This is a genomic window from Streptomyces sp. Root1310 (genome assembly GCF_001426425.1).
Taxonomy (GTDB): Bacteria; Actinomycetota; Actinomycetes; order Streptomycetales; family Streptomycetaceae; genus Streptomyces.
In genome coordinates, this window is sequence record NZ_LMEQ01000023.1 from 456,150 (window position 1) to 473,782 (window position 17,633).

Sequence of the window (17,633 nt, forward strand, 5' to 3'; positions counted from 1 at the left end):
GTTCGAGCTGAGGCTACTGATCGCCCGCCAAACGGGCGAGTGGAAACGGAAATTGACCGTCCGTTCCCGGTCACTGCCTGCGGCACGTGCCGAATCGACGCGCCCCGAAGGGCTACTTGAGGTGCCCGGTTCGTTCCGGAGAGTTCCGGAGGGTTCCGGAGCGGTCCGCGGGGCGGCGAAAGTCTACGCACAGGAACCGGCGGCCGGACAAGCACGAGGGGCGGGCGGAACGGAACGCACAACGGTCCGCCCCCTCCGTGCGGCGCGGAGGGGGCGGACCAACGGTCGTGCGCGATGGGGCAGCTGCGGGATCGGCCCTGGGGAGGCGATCTCTACTGCTCCGGCGCTCCGACCAGCTTTCCGTTCGGCGCGACGGCGTACCACGTGCCGCCCACGCCCTGGCCGTTGATGTCGCCGGGCGACTTGTCACCGGAGAAGGTGTAGATCGGCGAGCAGTTGATCGTCTGCTGCTTGGTGCCGTCGGACCGGGTGAAGTTCATGTAGCCCTTCTCCTGGATGCCCTCGGTCTCGTTGAACGCGACCGGAGCGACGGCCGGCCACTTCTCGAGGCAGGCTCCGTTGCAGTTCGACACCGGCTCGGGCCAGGCCTTGTCCTTCAGGAAGCGGTAGACCGTCATGCCGTTCTTGTCGACGACGATCTCACCGAGGTTGGCGTCCTTGCGGACGGACAGCCCGGCCAGCTCGGTGCCGGACTCGGCGGACGAGCCGGACTTGGCCTTCTTGCCCTCGGGGGTGAGCGCGAACCACTTGTTGCCCACGCCCTGACCGGTGGTGTCACCGGCCTTGGCGTCCTTGGCGTAGTAGTAGGCGGGCCAGCCGGCCACGGTCAGCTGCTTGGTGCCGTCGGTGCGGGTGACCTCACCCAGCAGCGACTTGTCGATGCCGTCGCCGGCCGCGATGTCATCGGCGGAGACCGGCGGCCAGGCGGTCGCGCAGTCGCCGTCACAGTTCGACTTCGGGGGTTCCGCGGTGTCCGCGTCGAAGCGGTAGAGAGTCTTGCCGGTGCCGTCGGTGAGGATCTTGCCGAGTTCGTCGTTCGCGGAGACGGCCAGCTCACCCGCGCTGCCCTGCGCGGCGGCCCCAGCGGTCGCACTGGCGCTCGCACCGGAACCGACCCCGCTGCCGACGCCGCTGCCCACGCCGACGCCCGCGATGCCACCGGCCGGAGCCGTGGCCCCGACGTTCTGGCTCGACGACGTGCCGCTCTCAGAACCGCACGCCGTCGTCAGCGCCAGCACGGCCACAGCACTCGCCGCAAGTGAGGCGCTCCGCCAGGTGGTCTTCATCGTCAACAACTCCCCGATCGTCACAAGGTGTTGCAGCGCCCTGCTGCGCCGCCGCACGGCACTGAGTACGCATGGTGACGGTCGTTGTGTTCAAACACGGCACAAAAAACTTTCCGGGACCTGTGACACCGGCCCCGGCGGGCCCTCCGGATCGCACAGGCGCACGGCGTGCCGGATGCGCGAGCGCACCGCCCGGCAAACCCGGGGACGGGAACTTCCCCCGTTCGGGGCAATACCCACCGGGCAGGGGCGTGGGCAGGTACGGGACGCCGCATGATCTCCGTCGTGCATGGACCCCAACCGACCCGATCCGCCCTCCTCACCAGGACCCTGGCCCTGGTGACCGCGGCCTGGATCCTCGCGGCCGCCCCGGCCGGGGTGGCCGCGGCCGACGCGTGCGCGTACGCCTCGACCGGCCCGGACGGCACCGAGGCGGTGGCGGTCGCGGGGAGTCACTCATGGCCGGCTCCCCCGGTGTGCCCGGAACCGACGCCGACGCCCACCCCGACCCCCACACCGCCGAAGCCGAAGCCCCCGCCCAAGCCGACGCCGAGCCCCACCCCGTCACCCACGCCGACTCCCACCCCGAAGCCGACGCCCCCGCCGCCGCCTCCCGAGCCCGGACCCCCGGCGCCGAAGCCGCGGCCCAGGCCGATGGCGCCCGCGCCGCCCCGGCCCGCGGCACCGCCTCCGCGGCAGGCCCCCACACCCCCGCCGCCACCTCCACCGGCCCCCGATCCGACACCTACCGCCGAGCCGAAGCCCACGCCACGCCCGTCCGCGACCCCGGTGAGCTACCCGGCGTACCACGCCTCGCCGCGGCAGCGGCCCGTCCGCCGCGGCCAGTCGCCGGTCACCTACGTCCTGCTCATCACCGTGCCCGCGGTGATCGCCGTCGCCGCGCTGCGACCGCGTTAGCGCCGACCCTGGAGGCATCTCTTGCCGGAATGGCTTGTTCTCACCCTCGCGATGCTCGCCGCCTGCGCGGTGGTGGTCGTCATCACCCTTCTGCGGCACCGCAGGGCGCCGGAGGACGAGGACCCCTCCGAGACCCCGGACGTCATCGAGTACATGACGATGTGGATCGGCGTGGTGTACGCCATCGTCCTGGGCCTGGCCATCGCAGGCGTCTGGGAGGCGCGCAGTGTGGCCCAGGACCACGTCCAGGCGGAGGCGCAGGCGCTCCACGAGATCTCGGAGCGGGTACGCGTCTACCCGGCCGATGCCCGTGACCGTATTCGGGAGGATGTCAACGCCTATGTCGGACACGTCGTCACCACCGAGTGGAAGTCGATGGCCGACGACGGTGAGGTGACGAAGCGCGGCGACGAACTCCTCCAGCGGATCCGGGTGGACGTCACCGACTACGAGCCGGCGTCCGACTTCCAGGCGCAGGCCTACCAGCCGTTGATCGACCAGATGGCCGCCGCCGACCAGGCACGCAACGCGCGGGCCGAGTCGACCGGGGCCACCATGCCGGGCGTGGTGTGGTTCGGGCTGCTGGCCGGGGCCGCCATCACCATCGGCATGGTCTTCGCGCTGCAGATCCGCCGTACCACCCGCGAACTGGTGCTGGCCGGGCTGTTCTCCGCGCTGATCGCCTTTCTGCTCTTCCTCATCTGGGACTTCGACGCGCCGTACAGCCGTGGCATCACCGCGTCGGCGGAACCGTTCCTCCATCTGTTCCCAGGCGTCGCGGGCTGACGTCCGCTCACCTCACCCTCCCGCGAACGGTGGACGGCGGACGGGGGTCGGGGGATGGGGGACGGCAACCGGGGGACGGCGGCAGAAGACGGCCGCCGCGCCGTCGCCGTCCCCCGGTTGCCGGAACGGTGTCCCCTGGGCGGCCCACACGCTTGCCCCATTCGCGCGACTGCGATCGCGGGAGCGCACACATGTTCCTAGCGTTTCGGTCATCGAGGTGCATTGATGACGTAAGCGGAAAAGGTCCGCAGCTGCTCCTCGGGGACCGGAGGATCCACCATGCGCGCGATACGCGTCGCTTCGGCCGCACTGTTGGGCGTCACCGCCCTGACCTTCTCCGCACCGGTAGCCGTCGCGAGCGACGACGACAACCACTACGTCATGTCCAACGGCTACAGCGTGCTGCCCTCGACGATCGCGGCGGGCGGGCAGGTCACCGTGCAGGTGGACCGCAACGCCAGTGGCTGCCGGAGCGCCGTGACGGTCTCCTCGGGCGTGTTCGACGCGGTCGTCATCCCCCGGGGGTCGTCGTCCGCGGTCGTCACGGTCGACTGGGACGCCAGGGCGGGTGCCTCCTACCGGGTGACGTTCGCCTGCGGCGGCATCAGCGCCGTCAAGGAGTTGACGATCGCCGGCGGCCGTCCGGTCGACCCCACGGTGCCCTATCCGGTCCCGCGCGGCGTGCACGCCGGCGAGGGCGGCACCGTCGCCGGGTTCGACCTCGAGGAGATCGCCCTGGGCGCCGCGCTCATCGTGGGCTCGGTGGGTGCCGCGTACTACTTCTCCCGGCGCCGCGCCGCCGAGGACGGCAACTGACCGCTCACCGCCGGCGGCTCCGCCGTGCGCAGGCCTTCGCCCCGGTCCCGCTGGGACCGGGGCGAAGGCCTGCGTCACGTGCGACGTGCGGTCCCCTTCGGGGCGGGCCTCAGACGCGGCGCTCGGCGCGGCGGCGCATCCAGAACAGAGCGCCCCCGACCACGGCCGCCGCGACGAGACCGCCGCCGATGGCCATGTCGGTCGGGGTGGCGCCGGTGGTGGTGCTGCCGCCGAGACCGCCGCGGACACCGCCGATGACGGTGAAGGCGGCCGGGCGGGTCAGGGTCCGGCCGGAGCAGTTGACGGTGATGTCGTAGGTGCCGGGCCGGGCGTTGTTGTTGATGGTCGCCGTCCCCTTGGCTGTCTGGTTGGCGCCGTTGATCGGCGTCAGGTTGGCCTGCGGGAACGCCGCCGAGGTCATGGTGCCGCCGCCGGGGCAGCCGTCGACGGTGACCGTCATCTGGCCGCCGCGGGCGATGACGGCAGGCAGGGCCACGATGTTGCTCGGGTTCGCCCCCATGCCGTCGCGTGCGACGGCGGCCGGGGCGCTGACGCCGAGCGAGGCGACCGCGGCGGCCGAGACCACCGAGGCCGCCAGAAATCGAGTGATGCGCATGTGATCCTCCGCGGAAGGCGCCCCGGGGCCCGTCCCCGGCATGTCGGCGAGAAAGCACCTCCCGAAACGACCCTCAGATGCCGTGCACGCGCCCGCATTTCGGGAATGGTCCGTCCTGGTGAGAAGACACGCCGAGCGAAATGCACACAATCGGATATTGCCGCAGGTCACGGACCGTCAGAAAATTACTTCCGTCGTCAACTCGGATGGCTCACCGAAAGACACCGGGGCCACCCGTTCGCTGCTGCCCCGTCGCCGGTTCCCGCCCGGGGACTTAGCGTTCTCGTATGCGCGAAGGGACGCGGTGACGGCCGCGTCGAAAGGGGATGGCGAATGTCTGCGTACGAGCTGTCCGAGGTGGCGGAAGAAGAGGAGCGGCGGCGCAAGCGCGCCCCATGGGGCGTGATAGCGCTTGTACTGCTGACCGGTCTCGCGCTCATCCGGAACGGGTCGGGAGAGTTCGACATCGGCCCGCCGCAGCCCGCCTCGGCGGCGGCCGCGGACGGCCGCACCGCCGGTGCCTTCGGCCGGACCCCGGCCGCGCTGCCGTACGCAGTGCCGGACCGGGTCCGGATCCCCGCGATCCGGGTGGACGCGCCGGTCACGTCGGTCGGCCTGGACGCGGACGGCTGGGTCGGCGCGCCGCCGCCGGAGGACCCGAACCTGGCCGGCTGGTTCACCGGCGGCGTATCGCCCGGCGAAAAGGGGACCGCGGTCGTCGTCGGCCATGTCGACAACAAACTGGGCCCCGCCGTCTTCTACGGTCTCGGGGCCCTGAAGAAGGGAAATCGCGTCGAGGTGTCGCGCGGGGACGGAAAGACGGCGGTCTTCGAGATCTACGGCATCGAGGTGTTCGAGAAGAACAACTTCCCCGGCGACCGCGTCTACGCCTCCAAGGGCACGCCCGAACTGCGGGTCATCACCTGTGGCGGCGGCTTCTCCAAGGCGAACGGATACGACGGGAACGTGGTCGCCTTCGCCCGCCTGGCCGAGGTCCGCTGAACGGATTCCGGCCGGGCGGGCGGGGGGCTCGCGTCAGGTGTACCGCCGGTGCGGGACGGTGATGTGGTAGCCGGAGTCCAGCAGTTGCGGCAGATAGCTGCGCAGGGCCCGCACGCTCTGCGAGCGGTCTCCCCCGGCGTCGTGCGAGAGCACCACCACGCCGGGGCCGGCGCCCTTCTCGACCCGTTCGACGATGGTGCCGGTGCCGGGGGCGGTCCAGTCGAGGGTGTCGACCGTCCAGGCGAGCGGCTCCATGCCCAGTTCGGCACCGAGTTGGAAGGCGGCACGGTTCCAGGCGCCGTAGGGGGCGCGGAACCATCGGGGCGGCTCGCCGTAGCCGTCCTCGATGACGTCGCTGGTGCGGGACATCTCGGAGCGGATCTGACGGCGGGTGAGGCCGGTCAGCAGGGGGTGGGACCAGGTGTGGTTGCCGACGACATGGCCCTCGTCGGCCATCCGGCCCAGCAGATCCTGGTTGTCGGCGGCCATCTCACCGCACACGAAGAACATCGCGCGCACGTCGTAGTGGGCCAGCGTGTCGAGGATGCCGGGGGTGTAGCGGGGGTCGGGTCCGTCGTCGAAGGTCAGCACCATGGTGCGGCCGCGGCCGGTCATCCTCAGCAGCGGTTCGTGGCGCACCGGGGTGCGGCCGGGGGCGACGCGCGGGGGGCCGTAGCCGGTCAGCGGCTGGAGGCGGTAGGCGGAGGGCTTCAGCGGCAGGCTCCGCGCCGGGGCGCCCGCGGCGGGGGCGGCGGCCCGGACCGGCTTCCCGTCCTCGCCCCACAGGAAGACTCCGGCCGTGCCGACCGCTCCGACGGCGGCCGCTCCGGCGAGCAACGCCCGGCGCCGCGTGAACAACTGATCCTTCTTCATGCAGTCATCAGTCGCCCGGCGGGCCCCCGACCCACCACACCGGCACCGGACCGGCGGCACGATTCCACCCGCCCGGCGCAGTGCCGGTCGGTCCGAACAGTTGAAGGGTGCCGGGTCAGCGGTGTCGTACCAGCGGGAACGGCAGGGTCTCGCGGATCGTGAGACCGGTGAGGAACATGACCAGGCGGTCGACGCCGATGCCGAGGCCGCCGGTCGGGGGCACCGCGTACTCGAGGGCGTCGAGGAAGTCCTCGTCCAGTTCCATCGCCTCGGGGTCTCCGCCGGCGGCGAGCAGGGACTGCTCGGTGAGGCGACGGCGTTGTTCGACCGGGTCCGTCAACTCGGAGTAGGCCGTGCCCAGTTCAGTGCCGAAGGCGACGAGGTCCCAGCGCTCGGCGAGCCGTGGGTCGACGCGGTGCTGCCGGGTGAGCGGGGAGACGTCGGTGGGGAAGTCCTTGTAGAAGGTGGGGAGTTGGGTCCTCTCCTCGACCAGGCGTTCGTACATCTCGAGCACGACGTCGCCCCGGCCGTCGTCCGGCGTGTACGGGACCCCGGCCCGGTCGCAGTGCCGGTGCAGGAGGGTCAGCGGGGTGTCGGGGTCGATCTGTTCGCCGAGCGCCTCGGAGATCGCGCCGTGGACCGTCCGGACCGGCCACTCCCCCGAGATGTCGTACTCCCGTCCGTCCTTGCGGGCGACCGGCGAGCCGAAGGCGGCCGTGGCCGCGCCCTGGATCAGCTCGCGGACCAGGTCGAGCATGACGTCGTAGTCGGCATACGCCTGGTAGGCCTCCAGCATCGTGAACTCGGGGTTGTGCTTGTAGGAGACGCCCTCGTTGCGGAACGTGCGGCCCATCTCGAAGACCTTCTCCAGGCCGCCGACGCACAGCCGCTTGAGGTACAGCTCGGGGGCGATGCGCAGATAGAGGTCGAGGTCGTAGGCGTTGATGTGGGTGGTGAAGGGACGGGCGTTGGCGCCGCCGTGGATCTGCTGGAGCATCGGGGTCTCGACCTCGAGGTAGCCGCGTTCCAACAGGCCCTGGCGCAGAGCCTGTACGGCGTGCGAGCGGGCGCGGACGACATCGCGGGCGGCCGGGCTCGCGACCAGGTCGAGGTAGCGCATGCGGACCTTGGCCTCGGGGTCGGTGAGGCCGCGGCGCTTGTCGGGCAGGGGGCGCAGACACTTGGCGGTGAGCTGCCAGGAGGTGACGAAGACGGTGGGCTCGCCCTTGTCGCTCGTCCCGGCCGTGCCCGTGACGACGAGGTGGTCGCCGAGGTCGGTGTCGGACCTGAAGGAACCGAGTGCCTCGTGGGTGAGGGCGAGCTGGTGGTCGCCCGACCAGTCGCGCAGCGTCACGAAGACGATGCCGCCGAAGTCGCGCACCCGCATGATCCGGCCCGCGACGGTGACCGTCTCCCCCGTGCGGATCGCGGCGAGGGTGTGGGTGCGCGCCGGGACGCCCACCGGATAGGGGTCGACGCCCTCGGCGCGCAGCCGGTCGAGCTTGCGGTGCCGGACGCGGACCTGCTCGGGCAGGCCCGCGTCCGGACCGCCGTCCCCGGCCTCGTCCCCTCCGTCGAGGCCGAGTGCCGCCAGTGGCGGCAGGCCCTCGGTGGTGGCGGGGCGCGGCCCGCCCTTGGCGTTGCGGTTGCCCCAGAGCTTGCGCAGCGAGGGCACGGAGACGAAGCCCTCGGCGATACCGGAGGCGAGGCCCACCCGGGCGAGGGAGCCGGCGTCGGCGTAGCAGAGGAAGCGGGGGTACCACTCGGGGTGGTACTTGGCGTTGGAGCGGTAGAGGGCCTCCAGCTGCCACCACTTGGAGAAAAAGAGCAGCAGCCGGCGCCACAGCCGCAGCACCGGTCCGGCGCCGATGCGGGCGCCCTCCTCGAAGGCCGAGCGGAAGACGGCGAAGTTGAGGGAGATCCGGCGCACGCCGAGCTTCGGGGCGGCGGCGCACAGGTCCGCGACCATGAACTCCATGACGCCGTTGGGGGCGGAGCGGTCGCGGCGCATGAGATCCAGGGAGATGCCGTCGCGGCCCCAGGGGACGAAGGAGAGCAGGGCGAGGAGACGGCCGCCGTCGTCCAGGGCCTCCACGAGGAGGCAGTCGCCGTCGGCGGGGTCGCCGAGGCGGTCCAGGGCCATGGAGAAGCCGCGTTCGGTCTCGGTGTCGCGCCAGGCGTCGGCCCGGCCGACGACCTCCTCCATCTCCCGGTCGGTGAGGGTGGAGTGGCGGCGGACCCGGCAGGAGGCGCCGGTGCGCCGCACCCGGTTCACGGCCTGCCGGGTGACCCGCATCTCGCGGCCGCCGAGGTCGAAGGAGGCGACCGGCAGGATGGCCTCGTCGCCGAGTTGCAGGGCGCCGAGTCCGGCGCGGGCGTAGGCCCTCGCGCCGTCCTCGGAGGCGCCCATGACCGCGGGCGCCCAGGCGTGCAGGCGGGCGGCGTCCAGCCAGGCGGCGATGGCGTGCGGCCAGGCCTCGCGGTCGCCGACGGGGTCGCCGCTGGCGAGACAGACACCGGCCTCGACGCGGTAGGTGACGGCGGCCTTGCCGCTGGGTGAGAAGACGACGGCCTTGTCGCGCCGGGTGGCGAAGTAGCCCAGGGAGTCCTGGTCGCCGTACGCCTTGAGCAGGGCGCGGATCCGTGCTTCCTCGTCGCCGTGCAGGGCCGCTTCCATCCGCTGGGAGCGGAAGAGGGTGGCGGCGGCGTTCAGGAGGGCGACGGCGCCGAAGAGGCCGAGGAGGAAGAAGAGGGGGCGGGGCGGACGGCCGTCGAAGGAACGGGCGGAGACCAGGCCGCCGAGGACCCGGTTGGCGGCCCAGCCGAGGCGCTGGCCCGCCGGCAGGGTGCCGGGGAACAGTTCCACCAGTCCCCAGCCCGCGAGGATCGCCAGGACCAGCCCGGCGAGCAGCACGGCGAGCGCCCGCCGGACCGCCGCGCGGCGGGAGGCGGCGTAGAACTGCCCGCGGGCGACGACCAGGAGGGCCAGCGCGAGCGCGCACACCACGAGGGACGGGACGGACTGTGCGTACAGGCCGACGGCCACACCGAGGAGGTCGGTGAGCACGAGCAGGGCGAGGTAGACGACGACCAGCCACCAGGCGGCCTTCTTGCGGGCGGCGGTGGCCGCGGCCAGCAGGAAGAGGAAGACGGCGTAGGCGAGGTTGGCGCTGACCGGGACGATCAGCAGGTCCAGGAAGCGGACGACCGGGCGCAGCAGGCGGCGCAGCGGCGGGATCAGGGCCAGCAGGACGCAGAGCAGGCCGAGGGCGCCGAAGAAGGCCGCGAACCCTTCGGGCACCCGGCCGAGGACGCGGCCGGGTGCCCGCCGTGCAGGGCCCGGGGTGTCCGCGGCCGTGGCGGTCCGCACGGTGGCACTCATGTTCCGACTCTAGGAACACCCGGCCCGTACCGCCCGTCGAGCGGCCCGCGCACCGGCCGGACCTGCGGCTTCCGATAGCCTCTGGCCGTGACGGAACAGCACTCGCAGCAGCCCGCGCACCAGTTCGAGCGGGGTACGGACGGACCCAAGGTCATCCTCGTCGGGGTGGACGGCTCCGACTCCTCCCTACGGGCCGCGGCCTACGCCGGTGGCCTGGCCCGCCGCCAGCACGCGCTGCTCGCCGTGGTGTACGTGCAGCCGGTGCTGGTGGCGGGCGCGGCGCTCGGGGCGCCGGTGGCGGAGACGACCGACGAGATCGCCGAGGACCTGGTCGCGCAGATCCGGGAGGCCACCGAGCGCACCCGGGGGATATTCGACGTGCGCTGGGAGTTCCACACCTTCCGCGGCGACCCCTATGGCGGCCTGGTGAAGGCTGCCGACCAGCTCAAGGCGGACGCGGTGGTGGTGGGCGCCTCCGAACAGGCCGGCCACCGGATCGTGGGATCCGTCGCGGTGCGGCTGGTGAAGGCGGGACGGTGGCCGGTGACGGTGGTGCCGTAGCCCCGGCCACCCCGTGAGCGCTGCGGCCGGCTCACTTCCCCATCACCAGACCGTCCTTGGCCGCGCCCCGGCCGAGGACGACCTGCCTGATCCGGTCGCGCACCCCTTCGACGTCCGCGCCCCGGGCGAGGGCCTTGTTGAGGTCGACCACCCGGCCGGCGTCGATGTCGAACAGCTGCGGCACGAACTCGGCCTTGCGCACCTCCCAGCGGCCGCCGGGCCGCGCGGGCCGGGCGAAGGTGAAACGGGCGACGGTGGACTGGTTGCCGCGCGCGTCCTGGACGCCCTGGTGGTTGAACATCTCGCCCGCGATCTGGTCGCCCATGCCGTAGACGACCCAGGTGCCGTTGACCTTCTCGTAGGCCTGCGGGACGTGGGCGTGCGTCCCGAGGACCAGGTCGATGTCGGGGCGGCCGCCCGTGCGGGAGGCGGTGAGGGTGCGGGCCAGCGTGAGCTGGCGGTCGTCCGGCGCGTCCTGCCATTCGGTGCCCCAGTGCACGGAGACGACGACCACGTCGGCGCCCGCCTTCCGGGCGGCCTTGGCGTCGGCGAGGATCCGGTTCTCGTCGAGGAGGTTGACGGTCCAGGGCTGTCCGGGCGGGACGGGGTGACCGTTGGTGTCGTAGGTGTAGGCGAGGTGGGCGACCTTCGCCGGGCCCGCGCGCAGCAGCGTGACCGAGTTGCCCTCGGCCTCGGTGCGGGCGGTGCCCGCGTGCCGTACGCCGGCGGCGTCGAGCGCGTCGAGGGTGCGCTGCACGCCGGCGGCGCCGTCGTCGAGGCTGTGGTTGGAGGCGGTGGAGCAGCCGTCGTAGCCGGTCGCGGCCAGGGCCCCGGCGATCTCCGGCGGGGACTTGAAGTCCGGGTAGCCGGTGTAGACGCCGTTCGCGCCGTACACGGTCTCCATGTGACACAGCGCCAGATCGGCGCCGGAGACGACGGGTTTGATGCCCGCGAGCATCGGGCGGAAGTCGTAGCCGGTGCCCCCGGCCTCGAAGCCGGCGCGGTCGATGACGGTGGTGTGCGGGAGGATGTCGCCGGAGGCGACGAGCGTGAAGCCGCGGGCGGCGGCCGGCGCCGGGCGGCCGGGACGCTCGCCCGGTCCGTGGTCCCGGGCCTGGCAGGCGGCGGCCGAGGCGAGGAGGGCCGTCAGGGCCAGGGCCACCTGGTGTCTGCGGGCGATCACCGGCTTCACCCCACTTCCCATGAATTGTCATATTTACCCATGGATCAGTACTAATCCATGGGAGGCGGCGGTCCGCCCCGGCACTCCCTTCGTCCAGGACCGATGCCCGCGATCGGCGTAGCCCGGACCGTTCGTCGAACCGTTCGTCGACGCGATCGACCGTCCGCCGCAGACCCGTGTGCGTGCCCTGTCCCGAAACGGCGCACTGCGGTGCCATACGCCCATGACCGCCGGAACCACCCTCACCGCCCGGACGACGACCGCCGAGCACGAACTCGCCGCACTCCAGCGCGAGCACGGCCGGCCGCTCTTCGCGCTCCTGCTGAGGCTGTGCGACGGCGACCGCCAGCGCGCCGAGGACCTCGTCCAGGAGACCCTGGTACGCGCCTGGCAGCATCCCGAGGCCCTGCGCGCCGACGCCTTCGACTCGGTACGGCCCTGGCTGCTCACCGTCGGCCGGCGGCTCGCGATCGACGCGCGGCGGGCCCGGCAGGCGCGGCCCGCGGAGGTCGGGGACGCGGTGCTGGAGAACGCGTCACCCGTCTGCGCCGACCACGCCGAACGGGCGGCCGCCACCCTCGATGTGCGCGAGGCTGTGAAGACACTCACTCCGGAGCACCGTGAAGTCCTGGTGCTGGTGTATTTCCAGGGGGCCAGTGTGGCGGAGGCCGCCGAAGCCCTCGGAATTCCGCCCGGTACCGTGAAGTCCCGCGCGTACTACGCGCTGCGCGCCCTGCGCCGGGTGCTTCCGGGATACGCGGCCGACCTGCGCTGAAACCCACGACTGGGTCAAGCCTCCGTAAAGCGCCTTGCCGAGGACCCCCTTTGAGTAATCGGGTGTCCTTATCCGTGTTCCGGATGGAGCCCGGTGACCGGGTCCCCAGCGTCCCGGCAACGGGCGAGCGCAAGCACCGGAGGAAGGCAGGAAAGGATGCTGCACAGAGGTCACCAGAGCACGGACGGCACCGGCGGCGGTGAACTCACCGTCCCCATGGCCTGGTTGTATGCCGAGTACATCGCCGACGAACTGCTGCGGACCGGCGATCTCATGCCGCCGACGTCCTTCGAGTTCCGCGCCGGACGTGACGCCCTGGCGCTCACCATCTTCCTCTCCGACACCGACGGCGAACTGCCCGGTATCCGGGTCGTCACTCAGCTCGAGACATGGCTTTCGCTCACGGCGTACGACCAGCCGTGGCAGGACTGGGTCGAGGAACGTATGTCTCAACTGAGGGCCGAGGCAGCCCAGTCGGACGGACCGGCTCCCGATCTCGACCTGGCGGCCGCCGCCTGGCGCTGGCTGGAGGAGACGGAGCTGCTCGCTCCCGATCTCAACGCGGTTCCCGGCGGTGCGCCGGTGGTCGGCGAGGACGAGGGACCCAAGGTCTGGACACCCGCCTGGCAGCTCGGACTGCCCCTCGGCCACCTGGCGATTCATCTTTTTTAGATTCGCACCAATCCGCGGGCCGGAGCGCTCCGAACATCTGGGTCACGATTCGGTACGTGGCTTGAGTGATTCGGCGGCCGGGTGCGTACCGGTGGGAGCAAGGAGTAACCCCACTGGCACTCAAAGGCACGAGGTTTCGGCATGAGGTCCCTGGAAAGGCATCGCGACGTCGGCGCGTACGCGCTCGGCGTGCTGGACGAAGCGGAAGCCTTCCGCTTCGAGGACCACCTCATGGAGTGTCCTCAGTGTGCGGCGCAGGTCACCGAGTTCGGCCCCACCGCACGGCAGATGATGCTCTACCGGCGCGCCACCCCGCGTGCCGTGCACCCCTTCGCCGGACCCGGCCCGCAGCTGCTGGACCGGCTGCTCGCCGAGGTGGCGACCCGCCACCGGGCCGTGCGCCGGCGGGTGCTGTACGCCGTTGCCGCCTCGGTGGTGATCGCCCTGGCCGGCCCCGTGGTCGCGATGATGGCGGGCAGCGCGAGCGGTGAGGGCGAGAGCGCCGTACGGGTCGCCGCGACCGACGAGAAGTCCGGGGTGTGGGCGCAGGTCACCACCGAGAACGAGGCGTGGGGCAGCCATGTGGAGCTCGAGGTCAAGGACGGGGCGGGCCCCCGCTCCTGCCGGCTGATCGCGGTCGGCCTTGACGGCTCCGAGCAGACGGTCACCAGCTGGAACGTCCCCAAGCACGACGCCCGTCCCAACACCATGCAGGGCGCCGCGGCCTGGCACCCCGACGAGATCGCCCGCTACGAGCTGCGCACCTCGGGCGGGGAGCACCTGGTGACGCTAGAGGCCCACTGACGCCTGCACGGAGTGAGTTCAGGTCACTCGGTGCCGACGCGGGGTCTCGGCGGGACGGGACGGGCCGGTACGGTCCGGGGCCGGGACGGCCGACCGACGGGCTGCGGCCGACGGGCTGACCGGCCGACGGACTGACCGGCTGACCGGCCGACGGACTGACCGGCCGACCGGGCCGGGGCTACTTCAGCAGCCGGGACATCCTCCGGTCCGCCAGCGGCTTGCCGCCGGTCTGGCAGGTGGGGCAGTACTGGAGCGAGGAATCGCTGAAGGACACCTCTTTGACGGTGTCGCCGCAGACCGGGCAGGGTTCACCGGTGCGGCCGTGGACGCGCAGACCGCTCTTCTTCTCGGCCTTCAGACGGCCCGCCGCCAGGCCACGTGAGCGCTCTACCGCCTCCGTGAGCGTGCCGCGCAGGGCCTCGTAGAGGGTGTGGGTCTCCTCCGGCGTCAGGCCGGCCACCAGCTTGAACGGGGACATCCTCGCCACGTGCAGGATCTCGTCGCTGTACGCGTTGCCGACACCCGCGATCAGGCTCTGGTCACGCAGGGCGCCCTTCAACTGCCGCCGCTCACCGGCGAGGAGCGCGGCGAAGCGGGCCTCGTCGAAGTCGGCGGCGAGCGGGTCGGGGCCCAGCCGGGCGATGCCGGGGACCTGCCCCGGGTCCTGGACGACGTACACGGCGAGCCGCTTCTGGGTGCCGGCCTCCGTCAGGTCGAAGCCCGCCCCCGTCTCCAGGGCGACCCGCAGGGCCAAGGGGCCCTTGCCGGGGCGGGTCGGACCGTCCGGGAGCCTGTCCTTCCAGTGCAGCCAGCCCGCACGGGCGAGGTGCGTGACGAGGTGCGGGCCGTCACCGGTCGCCAGGTCGAGGAACTTGCCGTGCCGGTGCACGGCGGTGACCTCGCGGCCCTCGACGGCGGTGACGGGCGGGTCGTACGTCTTGAGCACGCTGATCGCGACGGGCAGCACGCGGACGATCTCGTGGCCGACGAGATGTTCGGCCAGGAAGTCCTTGAGCGCTTCGACCTCGGGGAGTTCCGGCATACGTCCAGAGTGCCATCCGGAACCCGAGTCCTCAGGTCCGCTCGGGCACCGGCTCAGGTCCGCTCCGGTACCCGGCTCAGGTCCCTTCCGCCACCACGAACTCGCACCACACGCACTTGCCGCCGCCCCGCGCCTCCACTCCCCATGCGTCGGTCAGCAGGTCCACCAGCAGCAGGCCCCGCCCGGAGACCCCCGACTCGCCCGCCTCACGGCGGCGCGGGAGGGCGCTGGAGGAGTCCTCCACCTCGACGCGCAGCCGGTGTTCGGTGCCGGTGAGCACCCGCAGGGTGACGATCGCGGCGCCCTCGGTGTGCATGAGCGCGTTGGTGATCAGTTCGTCGGCGACCAGTTCGATCTCGTCGGAGCGGTCCCGGGCGCCCCAGGTGCGGACGGCCGCGCGGATCATGTGCCGGGCCTCGCTGAGGGCCTCCGGATCGCCGGGGGCGACATGCTGCTGGAGCCGGCTGCCCGCCTGGGGGCAGTCGGGGCCGCGCCGGCGCAGCAGGAGCAGGGCCACGTCGTCGTCCCCGCCGCGCTCCTCGGCGACCTCGATGAGCTGGTCGGCCAGTTTCCGGACGTCCGCGGGACCCGCGGCGATCAGCTCGGTGAGGGCCCGCATGCCGTCGTCGACGTCCGTGCCGGGCTGCTCGACCAGCCCGTCGGTGCACAGCAGCAGCGTGTGGCCGGGGTCGAGCTCCACCGTGCCGACCGGGTACTCGAGGCTGCCGAACTCGGCGGACAGACCGAGCGGCAGCCCGCCGGGCACCGCGACGCGCCGGCAGGTCCCGTCGAGGCCGCGCAGCAGCGGGTCGATGTGCCCGGCGCGGACCACCTGGACGACTCCGGTGGAGAGGTCGGCCTCCGCGTACAGGCAGGTGGCGAAGCGGTCGGTGTCGAGCTCGTGCAGGAAGACCGAGGCCCGGGCCATCACGGTGGCCGGGGTGTGGCCCTCCGCAGCGTAGGCCTTCAGGACGATGCGCAGCTGGCCCATGACGGCCGCGGCGTGCGTGTCGTGGCCCTGGACGTCGCCGATGACGGCACCGACCCTGCCGCCGGGCAACGGGATCAGGTCGTACCAGTCGCCGCCGATGTCCCGGCCCAGGGAGCCGCCGATGGTGGCGGCACGGTAGCGGACGGCGACGTCGGCGCCCGGCACGCTGGGGATGGTGCGCGGCAGCATGGCCTGCTGGAGGCCCTGCGCGATGTCCTTCTCCTGCTCGTAGAACATCGCGCGCTGAAGGCTCTGCGCGATGCTGCTGCCGAGGGCGACGAGTATGTTGCGGTCCTCCTGCGTGAAGCCCCGGCGGTCGCTGTAGAGCAGGCCCATCGCGCCGATCGGGCGGGCCTGCACGATGAGCGGCAGATAGGCGGCCGAGGTGATCTTCAGATCGGTGAGGTGCGGCCACAGCACGGGGTAGCCGCCCGCGAACTCCTCCGGCGACTCGATGAAGCGCGGGGTGAGGGTGCGCACCACCTCGCTCATCGGGTAGGGCTCGTCGAGACGGGTGACCAGCGTGCCGGGCACGAAACTGCCCTCCGGGCCCTCGGCGATGAGCCGGATCCGGCCGGCCTCGACCAGCCCCATGACGAGGCTGGTCGCGCCGAGATGGGTGAGGCCGTGGGTGTCCTTGAGGACGTCGATCACGTCACCCACGGTGCGGGCGTGCGCCAGGGCCGCCGTGGTGAGCTGGACGACGTTGGTCTGCTCGCGGCGCGCGTCGTCGAGGGCCGCCTCGTCGCTGCGGGCGGCGAGGTCGCTGAGCTCGTCGGTCGCGTCCCGCACGATGCCCACGATGCGACGCGGCCGGCCGGTCCCGTCGCGCCGGATGTAGCCCTGGGTGTGGGTCCAGCGCAGGGTGCCGTCGCGCAACCGCATCCGGAAGTAGGCGCCGTAGTTCTCGCTGCCGTCCTTGATGGCCTGGGCGACCAGCTCGTCCAGGCGGATCCCCTCGGCCGGCGGGACCCGGACGGAGAGGTTCGCGGGGTCGCCGTCGTACTCGTCGGGCCGCAGGTCGAAGATCTCGTGGGCCCGGGCGTCCATGTGGAACTGCCCCGAGTCCAGGTCCCAGTCGAAACTGCCCATGCGGTTGAGCGCCAGGATCGCGTCCGGGTGGGCGGGCCAGTCGTCCGGGAGGGACAGGGCGCTCGCTCCCCGATCAACCATGGGGCCACCTTGCCAGGGTTTGCCCGATTCTTCGACCGGGGAACCGGGGCCCGGGACCACGGTCAGCCCATGACGACGTCGAGGGGGCTGCCGAAGATGCTGCCGGACCGGTCCTGGGCGCCGGACTCGTCGGACTCACCGGACACGCCGGACTCGTCGGGCCCGTCGGGGATCAGCCCGCCACCGTCGGGCAGGTCGGGGACTTCCGGGACGGTCTCGGGGCCGATCTCACCGGGGTCGGCGATCCGGTCGAGGCCGGAGCCGAGGCCTTCGCCGGAATCCAGGCCTTCGCCCGGGCCTTCCCCGGAGCCCAGGCCTTCGCCGGAACCGAGGTCGTCACCGGGACCGGAGCCGGGTGCCGCCCCGGGACCGGTGTCCGCGCCCGCGTCGGCGAGGGACGGACCGGAGTCCGGGTCGGCCGCCGAGGGGTCGGCGAAGAGGCCACTGAAGGGGTCGCCGGAGACGACGCGTCCCTCGGCCGCCGGGACGACGCCGTCCGCGCCCGGCATCGTGATCTTCTCCCCCGCACCACCGCGTCCGGCGACGAGGAGCGCCGCCGAGAGCGCGCAGGCGGTGAGGAGAGTGGCAGTGGGTAGTCGCACCACGTTCTCCCGCATCGTCTCGTACATCGTCTCGATCCCTCACCCGGAGGTGATTCGCCCACTATTGTCTGCTTCACCCGACATGGTCACGCAACCGGAGGACGCTACCACGCACAGTGACACGGGTCCG

16 protein-coding genes are annotated in these 17,633 nt (G+C 72.2%); 8 read left to right on the forward strand and 8 right to left on the reverse strand.

Going from position 1 to position 17,633, the window contains the following annotated elements:
• Positions 1-332: 332 nt before the first annotated feature.
• Complete coding sequence (locus ASD48_RS26145; RefSeq protein ID WP_057604150.1) at positions 333-1,307, reverse strand: SCO0930 family lipoprotein; 975 nt, start codon at positions 1,305-1,307, stop codon at positions 333-335.
• A gap of 285 nt (positions 1,308-1,592) precedes the next feature.
• Here ASD48_RS26145 and ASD48_RS42440 point away from each other — a divergent pair, with 285 nt between their 5' ends.
• The 3 genes from ASD48_RS42440 (at position 1,593) to ASD48_RS26160 (ending at position 3,827) form a co-directional block, all read left to right on the forward strand.
• The gene (locus tag ASD48_RS42440) at positions 1,593-2,225 is read left to right on the forward strand and encodes a hypothetical protein (RefSeq protein WP_199875978.1); all 633 of its coding nucleotides are present in this window, start codon (positions 1,593-1,595) and stop codon (positions 2,223-2,225) included.
• A gap of 21 nt (positions 2,226-2,246) precedes the next feature.
• Positions 2,247-3,011: a DUF4239 domain-containing protein gene (locus ASD48_RS26155; RefSeq protein ID WP_079073977.1), complete on the forward strand. Its 765-nt coding sequence runs from the start codon at positions 2,247-2,249 to the stop codon at positions 3,009-3,011.
• A 279-nt stretch (positions 3,012-3,290) separates the two neighbouring features.
• On the forward strand, positions 3,291-3,827 hold the full coding sequence (locus ASD48_RS26160) for a hypothetical protein (RefSeq protein ID WP_057604152.1): 537 nt from the start codon (positions 3,291-3,293) through the stop codon (positions 3,825-3,827).
• Positions 3,828-3,936: 109 nt separating this feature from the next.
• Here the strand turns inward: ASD48_RS26160 and ASD48_RS26165 are convergent, their stop codons facing one another.
• Positions 3,937-4,443: a hypothetical protein gene (locus tag ASD48_RS26165; RefSeq protein ID WP_057604153.1), complete on the reverse strand. Its 507-nt coding sequence runs from the start codon at positions 4,441-4,443 to the stop codon at positions 3,937-3,939.
• A gap of 333 nt (positions 4,444-4,776) precedes the next feature.
• Between ASD48_RS26165 and ASD48_RS26170 the strand changes: the two genes are divergently transcribed.
• A complete protein-coding gene (locus ASD48_RS26170; RefSeq protein WP_057604154.1) occupies positions 4,777-5,445 on the forward strand; it encodes a class F sortase in 669 nt (222 codons plus the stop codon).
• 33 nt (positions 5,446-5,478) lie between these two features.
• Here the strand turns inward: ASD48_RS26170 and ASD48_RS26175 are convergent, their stop codons facing one another.
• Together ASD48_RS26175 and lysX are read right to left on the reverse strand one after the other, a co-directional pair.
• Complete coding sequence (locus ASD48_RS26175; RefSeq protein ID WP_057604155.1) at positions 5,479-6,318, reverse strand: polysaccharide deacetylase family protein; 840 nt, start codon at positions 6,316-6,318, stop codon at positions 5,479-5,481.
• 115 nt (positions 6,319-6,433) lie between these two features.
• A complete protein-coding gene (gene lysX, locus ASD48_RS26180; RefSeq protein WP_057604156.1) occupies positions 6,434-9,700 on the reverse strand; it encodes a bifunctional lysylphosphatidylglycerol synthetase/lysine--tRNA ligase LysX in 3,267 nt (1,088 codons plus the stop codon).
• A gap of 87 nt (positions 9,701-9,787) precedes the next feature.
• Here lysX and ASD48_RS26185 point away from each other — a divergent pair, with 87 nt between their 5' ends.
• Positions 9,788-10,261 (forward strand): universal stress protein, encoded by a 474-nt coding sequence (locus ASD48_RS26185; protein WP_057604157.1) that lies wholly within the window; start codon positions 9,788-9,790, stop codon positions 10,259-10,261.
• A gap of 31 nt (positions 10,262-10,292) precedes the next feature.
• Here the strand turns inward: ASD48_RS26185 and ASD48_RS26190 are convergent, their stop codons facing one another.
• On the reverse strand, positions 10,293-11,444 hold the full coding sequence (locus ASD48_RS26190) for a CapA family protein (protein WP_057604364.1): 1,152 nt from the start codon (positions 11,442-11,444) through the stop codon (positions 10,293-10,295).
• Between the two features lie 223 nt (positions 11,445-11,667).
• Here ASD48_RS26190 and ASD48_RS26195 point away from each other — a divergent pair, with 223 nt between their 5' ends.
• The 3 genes from ASD48_RS26195 (at position 11,668) to ASD48_RS26205 (ending at position 13,695) form a co-directional block, all read left to right on the forward strand.
• Positions 11,668-12,219 carry a sigma-70 family RNA polymerase sigma factor gene (locus ASD48_RS26195; protein ID WP_054241199.1) on the forward strand — a complete coding sequence of 184 codons (552 nt, stop codon included), beginning with the start codon at positions 11,668-11,670 and terminating at the stop codon, positions 12,217-12,219.
• 156 nt (positions 12,220-12,375) lie between these two features.
• On the forward strand, positions 12,376-12,891 hold the full coding sequence (locus tag ASD48_RS26200; protein ID WP_057604158.1) for a hypothetical protein: 516 nt from the start codon (positions 12,376-12,378) through the stop codon (positions 12,889-12,891).
• Between the two features lie 141 nt (positions 12,892-13,032).
• The gene (locus ASD48_RS26205) at positions 13,033-13,695 is read left to right on the forward strand and encodes a zf-HC2 domain-containing protein (RefSeq protein ID WP_057604159.1); all 663 of its coding nucleotides are present in this window, start codon (positions 13,033-13,035) and stop codon (positions 13,693-13,695) included.
• Positions 13,696-13,873: 178 nt separating this feature from the next.
• On the opposite strand, the gene ASD48_RS26210 is transcribed toward ASD48_RS26205, so the two are convergent.
• The 3 genes from ASD48_RS26210 to ASD48_RS26220 all read right to left on the reverse strand — a co-directional run bounded on the left by ASD48_RS26210 (position 13,874) and on the right by ASD48_RS26220 (position 17,530).
• Positions 13,874-14,737 (reverse strand): DNA-formamidopyrimidine glycosylase family protein, encoded by an 864-nt coding sequence (locus tag ASD48_RS26210; protein ID WP_057604160.1) that lies wholly within the window; start codon positions 14,735-14,737, stop codon positions 13,874-13,876.
• A gap of 76 nt (positions 14,738-14,813) precedes the next feature.
• On the reverse strand, positions 14,814-16,901 hold the full coding sequence (locus tag ASD48_RS26215; RefSeq protein ID WP_057604161.1) for a SpoIIE family protein phosphatase: 2,088 nt from the start codon (positions 16,899-16,901) through the stop codon (positions 14,814-14,816).
• Between the two features lie 62 nt (positions 16,902-16,963).
• Complete coding sequence (locus ASD48_RS26220) at positions 16,964-17,530, reverse strand: hypothetical protein (protein ID WP_057604162.1); 567 nt, start codon at positions 17,528-17,530, stop codon at positions 16,964-16,966.
• Between the last annotated feature and the right edge of the window lie 103 nt (positions 17,531-17,633).

Excerpts from the sequence above, each read along its gene's own strand:
- ASD48_RS26145 (WP_057604150.1), bottom strand. The coding sequence starts at position 1,307 with ATGAAGACCACCTGGCGGAGCGCCTCACTTGCGGCGAGTGCTGTGGCC.
- ASD48_RS26160 (WP_057604152.1), top strand. The coding sequence starts at position 3,291 with ATGCGCGCGATACGCGTCGCTTCGGCCGCACTGTTGGGCGTCACCGCC.
- ASD48_RS26165 (WP_057604153.1), bottom strand. The coding sequence starts at position 4,443 with ATGCGCATCACTCGATTTCTGGCGGCCTCGGTGGTCTCGGCCGCCGCG.
- ASD48_RS26170 (WP_057604154.1), top strand. The coding sequence starts at position 4,777 with ATGTCTGCGTACGAGCTGTCCGAGGTGGCGGAAGAAGAGGAGCGGCGG.
- ASD48_RS26175 (WP_057604155.1), bottom strand. The coding sequence starts at position 6,318 with ATGAAGAAGGATCAGTTGTTCACGCGGCGCCGGGCGTTGCTCGCCGGA.
- lysX (WP_057604156.1), bottom strand. The coding sequence starts at position 9,700 with ATGAGTGCCACCGTGCGGACCGCCACGGCCGCGGACACCCCGGGCCCT.
- ASD48_RS26195 (WP_054241199.1), top strand. The coding sequence starts at position 11,668 with ATGACCGCCGGAACCACCCTCACCGCCCGGACGACGACCGCCGAGCAC.
- ASD48_RS26200 (WP_057604158.1), top strand. The coding sequence starts at position 12,376 with ATGCTGCACAGAGGTCACCAGAGCACGGACGGCACCGGCGGCGGTGAA.
- ASD48_RS26205 (WP_057604159.1), top strand. The coding sequence starts at position 13,033 with ATGAGGTCCCTGGAAAGGCATCGCGACGTCGGCGCGTACGCGCTCGGC.
- ASD48_RS26210 (WP_057604160.1), bottom strand. The coding sequence starts at position 14,737 with ATGCCGGAACTCCCCGAGGTCGAAGCGCTCAAGGACTTCCTGGCCGAA.
- ASD48_RS26215 (WP_057604161.1), bottom strand. The coding sequence starts at position 16,901 with ATGGTTGATCGGGGAGCGAGCGCCCTGTCCCTCCCGGACGACTGGCCC.
- ASD48_RS26220 (WP_057604162.1), bottom strand. The coding sequence starts at position 17,530 with ATGTACGAGACGATGCGGGAGAACGTGGTGCGACTACCCACTGCCACT.